This is a genomic window from Massilia sp. UBA6681, assembly GCF_002454935.1.
Classification (GTDB): domain Bacteria; phylum Pseudomonadota; class Gammaproteobacteria; order Burkholderiales; family Burkholderiaceae_D; genus Telluria; species Telluria varians.
Genome location: NZ_DKJX01000018.1, coordinates 1 through 5,794 on the forward strand (window position 1 = coordinate 1; position 5,794 = coordinate 5,794).

Here is a 5,794-nt window from a genome sequence, read left to right on the forward strand (position 1 = left end):
GGCCGGCATCGACGGCCTGCGGCGCCAGCTGACCGAGGCCGAAGCGCGACGGACGGCGGCGAATGAGGTGCTGCGGGTGGCGCACAACCGCTATGCGAACGGCTATGCGTCCTACCTCGAAGAGCTGGACGCCCAGCGCAATGCCTTCGGCGCCGAGAACACCGTGCTGCGGCTGCGCGCCAGCCTGCTCGCGGCCCACGTCGACCTGTACCGTGCGCTGGGCGGCGGCTGGTCGCCTTCGCCATGAGCGGGGTATCCGTGAAACGTGCGCGCTGCGCCACCTGCCTGCGCGCGCAGTCGGCCTGCATCTGCCGCTGGATCACCCGCGTCGAGCCGCGTGCGGCGCTGCTGGTGCTGCAGCATCCGCTCGAAGTGGCCAATGCCAAGAACAGCGCGCGCCTGCTGCACCTGAGCGTGGCCGGAAGCAGGCTGGCGGTCGGCGAGCAATTCGACAGCGCCGAACTGGATGCGCTGCTGCACGCGGATGGGCGGGTGCCGGTGCTGCTGTACCCGGACACCCCGGGCGACGCCAGCCTGCCGGCGCCGCCGCCTTTCGAGGCGATGGCGGCCGAGCGCCTGCGCCTGGTGGTGCTGGACGCCACCTGGCGCAAGAGCCGCAAGATGTTGTACCTGAACCCGGCCCTGCAAGCCTTGCCGCGCCTGGCGCTGGTCGACGTCGCGCCCTCGAATTACCGGATCCGCAAGGCGCATGCGCCGCACCAGCTGTCTTCGCTGGAGGCGGCGGCGCTGGCGCTGGCCCAGCTGGAAGGGGACGATGCCGCCTTCCAGCCCTTGTTCGACGCATTCGACGGCTTCGTGCAACAGCAGGCCGCCTATGTGCCGCCTGGTGCGCCGGACTTGAAATCCCGCTGAGGGAGGCGTACCATACTGTATAAATATACAGTATGGAGCCGACGTGCCCGACCGCAACCAACCCAGCCAGCGCCAGCCCGTGGACGAGCAGCCCATGCTCGGCCCGCGTCCGCTCGCGGCGCGCAAGGGGCGGGGCGCGGTATCGAACCTGCAGGGTCGATACGAATTCAATGGCCGCGAAGAATTCGACGACGGCTGGGAGCGTGAGGAGGACGAAGCCGCCGGCATCAAGACGGTCGTCACCGACGAGCACGCCAAGAGCATCCTCTCGCGTAATGCTTCGCCCGACATCCCCTTTAAGGTCTCGCTGAATCCGTATCGCGGCTGCGAGCACGGTTGCATCTATTGCTTTGCGCGGCCCACCCACAGCTACCTCGGCCTGTCGCCGGGGCTCGACTTCGAAAGCCGGCTGTTCGCCAAGGTGAACGCGGCCGAGCTGCTGCGGCGCGAGCTGGCCAAGCCGGGCTACGTGCCCGAGCACATCGCCCTCGGCGTCAACACCGACGCCTATCAGCCCTGCGAGCGCGAGCTGCGCCTGACGCGCCAGGTGCTCGAGGTGCTGAGCGAATGCCGGCATCCGGTCGGGCTCATCACCAAGTCCTCCCTCATCGAGCGCGACATCGACCTGATCGCGCCGATGGCGGAAAAGAACCTGGCCTGCGCCGCCATCACCCTGACCACGCTCGATCCGGAGATCGCGCGCACGCTGGAACCGCGCGCGGCAGCGCCGGCACGGCGCCTGCGCACCATCCGCACCCTTGCCGAGGCCGGCATTCCGGTCAGCGTGAGCGTGGCGCCCATCATTCCTTTCGTCACCGAACCGGAGATCGAGCGCATCCTGGAAGCGGCGCTTGAGGCCGGCGCCATCGGCGCCCATTACGTCGTGTTGCGCCTGCCGCACGAGGTCAACCCGCTGTTCCAGGAATGGCTGCAGGCGCATTTCCCCGAGCGGGCGCAGCGCGTCATGAACCGCGTGCGCGACCTGCGCGGCGGCAAGGATTACGACAGCGACTTCGGTAAACGCATGCACGGGGAGGGCGTGTGGGCGGACCTGATCCGCCAGCGCTTCTCGAAAGCGGTGGACCGGCTGGGGATGGGGGAGTTCCGGGGGCGCTTCGGCAGGCTGGACGGGTCGCAGTTCCGCAAGCCGCTGGTGGTGCCGCCGCGGCCGTCGCCTGCCGCCGGCAAGAGCGGCGGCGGGAACGCAGCCGGGCAGCTGGACCTGTTCTAGCCGGCCGCCCGATCGAGATCGGCAGGNNTCTTGTTGTGCACCTCATTCACCATCATCAGCGCCGCCGAGCCATAGAGCTTGTGGTACTCGGCCTCCATCAGCCCGCTTGAAATGACCGGATCGGTTGCCACGTAGCGCTTGGCTTCCTCGATGTCCGGCGTCGCGATCACGAAGATGCCGCGGCGGCCTTCCTTGCCGTCCAGCGGTCCGGCGAAGACCAGTTTCTTCTCGGCTGCGAGCTTGCCCATGTTGGCGAAGTGGCCCTCGAAGATCTTCGCGCGCTCGGCCTTGTCCTCGATGTTCCTGGGGCCGGTCCTGAGGATCACGAATACATAGGGGCGCATGCCGCGCTCGTCGGCGCCGAGCGATTGGGCCAGCGCGGCGTCGTATTGCGGCGTGGGTTCAACGGCCTTGGTTTGCGCCACGGCAGGCGGTATCGCCAGCAGCAGCGAAGCGCACAAGCCCATCAGCATCTTCTTCGACATCCCTGTTCTCCTTGTTATATGGCGCGTGGCATCGACGCGCTTCGTATGGTCCAGCGATTCTAGCGGACTTCAGGCCGGGCAGGGCCGGTCTTCAGACCCACAGCCGGTAGATCCAGAAGGACTCGTCCTCGATGTAGCGGTCGGCGAATTCGGTCGGGGGAAAGCCGCAGATCTGCCGGGTGACGCGGCTCAGGTGGGCCTGGTCCGAGAAGCCCTCGTCCAGGGCCAGCGTGGCCCAGTCGAAGGGCTGGCCGGTCTCGTAGCGTTCGCGGGCCGCGAAGAACAGGCCTTCGGTGCGCACCAGCGACTGCCACTCGCGCAGCGAACGCCCGCTGAAGGACTTGATGCGGCGCTCGACCTGGCGCGCGCTGTGTGTGTCGCGCCATTGGTGCGCCTGCCAGGCCAGGCGCTGCACCCAATGCCGGCCCATCTGGCGCAGCAAGAACCGGCTTGTCTCGCCTCCCTGCGCCGCGCGCCAGCGTTTGCCGAGCGCCGCCTCCAGCACGTGCATAGCGGCGGCATCGTCGGGCGCGGCCNNCGGCAGGAAGCGGTCCTGGATGGCCGCGAGCTCGATGCCGAACAGGGCGGGGACGGCGTCCGGCTGGAAGCAGGCCATGTAGCCGCGGCCGCCCGTCGGCGACCAGGTGGTCACCGGGCGCGAATGGCTGCCCGAGATCATCATCTGCGCAGCGAAGGGATGCCAGCCCGTGTCCGTGTCCACCAGGCCCATCCCGGACCCGTCGAACCAGGACAGCGTCACGATCGGCGAAGCGGGGAAGTGCGACAAGCGCTGGGCGTCGCTTAGTGCGAGGCGGGAGGTGTCGCGGCTGACCAGCGCCAGCATCGCGCCCTGCAGCGCCGGCGGCGCCAGGTAGAGGCGGTCATGCGGCGACTTACCCGCATTGCATATGCGCGGGCCGCGCGCCAGCCGGTCGGGGCAGGGGAGCAGGCAATCGTGACGATCGGGGGCCATGAGCCAGCAGTATAGGCAGGCGCCCGCGGCCTGTCGATGTCGTTTCCGTTCAAGACGCGGGGGCAGAAGCGGCGAAGAATGCGAGACATGAACACGCCCGACACCTCCCGATGCCCCTTCCATGCGGATGGCGCGCCGCCCGCTTCCGCCAACCCGGCGCCGGCCCGGCATCCGCCCGGCGCCTGGCCGCCCGGTCCGCCGTCCGGCCTGACCGGCTGGGGCCTCTTGGCGCGCATGGCGCGCGACCTGCCCGGCAGCCTGGCGAGCTGGCGCCAGGCCTATGGCGACGTGGTCCACCTGCGCATGTGGCCGGAGCACGAGATCGTGGTCAGTGACCCGCAACTGGTGCGCGAGCTGCTGGTGGGGCGCCATGACGCGATCCAGCGCTGGGAGCGCGGAATCGAGATCTTCGCCTACCTGCAGGGCGACAGCGTCCTGGTCGCGGAGGGCAGCGCTTGGGCAGCGAAACGCCAGGCACTGCAACCGGCCTTTGCGCCGAAGTCGGTCAAGGCCTTCGTTCCGACGATCGCGGCGGCAGCCGAGGCGGCAATGGCAAGCTGGCAGCCGGGCGCAGCGATGCCGATCGAAAGCGCGCTGACCTCGTTGGCGATGGACGTCATCATGCGCATGATGTTTTCGAGCGAGATCGGCCATGATGCGCGTGCGGTGGAGAGCGCGGTGCACGAGGCGCTGGTGGCGGCCAATGCCGAGATGTTCTGGCCTGCCAGCGCGCCCGACTGGCTGCCATGGAAGCGGCGCAAGCGGCAGGTGCGCGCCATGCTGGCGCAGCTGATCGAGCGCCACGTGCAGGCGCGCCTGGCCTTGCCGCTCGATGCCTGGCCACAGGACCTGCTGAGCCGCCTGTTGGAACTGCACCGGCAGGACGCGGACGCCTGGCCCTTGTCGGCGGTGCGCGACGAATGCATGATGGCTTTCATCGCCGGACACGAGACCACCGCGGCCAGCCTGAGCTGGTGGGCCTGGTGCATGGCGGCCAATCCGGCCGCGCAGGAAGCGGCGCGGCGCGAAGTCGATGCGGTGCTGCAGGGCGACGCGCCTGGCGAGGACGCATTGGCGCGGCTGGGCTACCTGGCCCAGACCGTGAACGAGACGATGCGCCTGTACCCGGCCGCGCCGATCCTGATGAGCCGCCGTTCGACGCGCGCCTTCCTGCTTGGCGGCTGGACCATGCCGGCGCGGACCATGTTCATGGTTCCGGTGTTCCTGATGCACCGCGACCCGCGCTGGTTTCCGGAGCCGCAGGCCTTCCGGCCGGAGCGCTTCGGGGCGGATGCGCCGGCGATTCCGCGCGGGGCCTTCATGCCCTTCGGCACCGGGCCGCGGGTGTGCCTGGGACAGCAACTGGCGCTGGCGGAGATGACGGTGGTGGCGGCGATGCTGCTGCAGCGTTTCGTGCTGGCGAAGGGGGAGGGGGAGCCGGAGGCGGTGTTGAATATTTCCTTGCGGCCGAAAGCACCCTTGTTGCTCAAGGTGGAGCGCAGGCCGGCCGGTTCACCATGAGACCTCAGCGCGCCGCCCCGATGAATTCTTTCAGGTGGCGCTCGATCGCATGCACGTGCTCGTCGTACTTGCCGAGCTCGCGCAGGGCACGCGCCAGTTCCAGCAGGTATTCGCTGTTCGGGCCGCTCGGGCCGCGTGCGCTGGCGATCTGGCGCGCGATGGCTTGCTCGCTCGCGGGGCCGAGATAGGCGGCGTTGTCGGATGTGGCGATGTAGACGATGCCCTCGGCGGTGCCGCCGTCCTCGAATGTCATCTCGGTGGCCAGGCGCAGGTAGCCGTTCTTCTCGCGGTGGTCGAGGTGGGCGAACTCCTCGGGCGTGACCAGGTAGGCCATGCCGTGGCAGGTGGCGCCATCGACCGGCACCAGCGTCACCACGCGGCCTGGCGCGTCTTCGGTGCCGCGGTGGTCGTGCGAGCCCTGCCAGAAGCGGCGGCTCCAGCCGCGAATGCTGGCGGGGCGGCGTTCGATGAACGGGAAGTCGGCCTTGAAGATCAGGGAACCGTAGCCGAACAGCCAGACGCTGTCATGGCGGTCGAAGCGGTCCATCAGGCGGTTGATCTCGATCGTGTTGAGGGACATCGGTGGCAGGAAAAACGGGGATGCACGCTATTGTACGTGCAGCCCGCGTCAAGCGCAGGGCGCGCCCTGGTGTTTCGGCGTGCGGAACGCATACCAGGGGAAGGCGCTCCGCAGGGCGACCACGTCGCCGG

6 protein-coding genes are annotated in these 5,794 nt (G+C 68.9%); 4 read left to right on the forward strand and 2 right to left on the reverse strand.

Annotation, left to right across the window (positions count from 1 at the left end; translation table 11 throughout):
• From B2R83_RS02385 to B2R83_RS02395, 3 genes are all read left to right on the forward strand, one after another.
• Window positions 1–247, forward strand: a 247-nt coding sequence (locus B2R83_RS02385; RefSeq protein WP_349681039.1) for a TolC family protein, incomplete at its 5' end; no start/stop codon positions are given.
• Window positions 244–873 (forward strand): tRNA-uridine aminocarboxypropyltransferase, encoded by a 630-nt coding sequence (locus B2R83_RS02390; RefSeq protein WP_292038110.1) that lies wholly within the window; start codon window positions 244–246, stop codon window positions 871–873. The genes B2R83_RS02385 and B2R83_RS02390, both read left to right, overlap by 4 nt.
• A 94-nt stretch (window positions 874–967) precedes the next feature.
• Window positions 968–2,104 (forward strand): PA0069 family radical SAM protein, encoded by a 1,137-nt coding sequence (locus B2R83_RS02395; RefSeq protein WP_292038122.1) that lies wholly within the window; start codon window positions 968–970, stop codon window positions 2,102–2,104.
• On the opposite strand, the gene B2R83_RS02400 is transcribed toward B2R83_RS02395, so the two are convergent.
• Window positions 2,101–2,589: a YciI family protein gene (locus B2R83_RS02400; protein ID WP_292038111.1), complete on the reverse strand. Its 489-nt coding sequence runs from the start codon at window positions 2,587–2,589 to the stop codon at window positions 2,101–2,103. The genes B2R83_RS02395 and B2R83_RS02400 overlap by 4 nt on opposite strands.
• Window positions 2,590–3,649: 1,060 nt before the next feature.
• Between B2R83_RS02400 and B2R83_RS02410 the strand changes: the two genes are divergently transcribed.
• Window positions 3,650–5,083 (forward strand): cytochrome P450, encoded by a 1,434-nt coding sequence (locus B2R83_RS02410; RefSeq protein ID WP_292038113.1) that lies wholly within the window; start codon window positions 3,650–3,652, stop codon window positions 5,081–5,083.
• Window positions 5,084–5,087: 4 nt separating this feature from the next.
• Here B2R83_RS02410 and B2R83_RS02415 read toward each other — a convergent pair whose 3' ends face one another.
• Window positions 5,088–5,663 (reverse strand): gamma-glutamylcyclotransferase, encoded by a 576-nt coding sequence (locus B2R83_RS02415; protein ID WP_292038114.1) that lies wholly within the window; start codon window positions 5,661–5,663, stop codon window positions 5,088–5,090.
• Window positions 5,664–5,794 lie beyond the last annotated feature (131 nt).

Excerpts from the sequence above, each read along its gene's own strand:
- B2R83_RS02390 (WP_292038110.1), top strand. The coding sequence starts at position 244 with ATGAGCGGGGTATCCGTGAAACGTGCGCGCTGCGCCACCTGCCTGCGC.
- B2R83_RS02395 (WP_292038122.1), top strand. The coding sequence starts at position 968 with ATGCTCGGCCCGCGTCCGCTCGCGGCGCGCAAGGGGCGGGGCGCGGTA.
- B2R83_RS02410 (WP_292038113.1), top strand. The coding sequence starts at position 3,650 with ATGAACACGCCCGACACCTCCCGATGCCCCTTCCATGCGGATGGCGCG.
- B2R83_RS02415 (WP_292038114.1), bottom strand. The coding sequence starts at position 5,663 with ATGTCCCTCAACACGATCGAGATCAACCGCCTGATGGACCGCTTCGAC.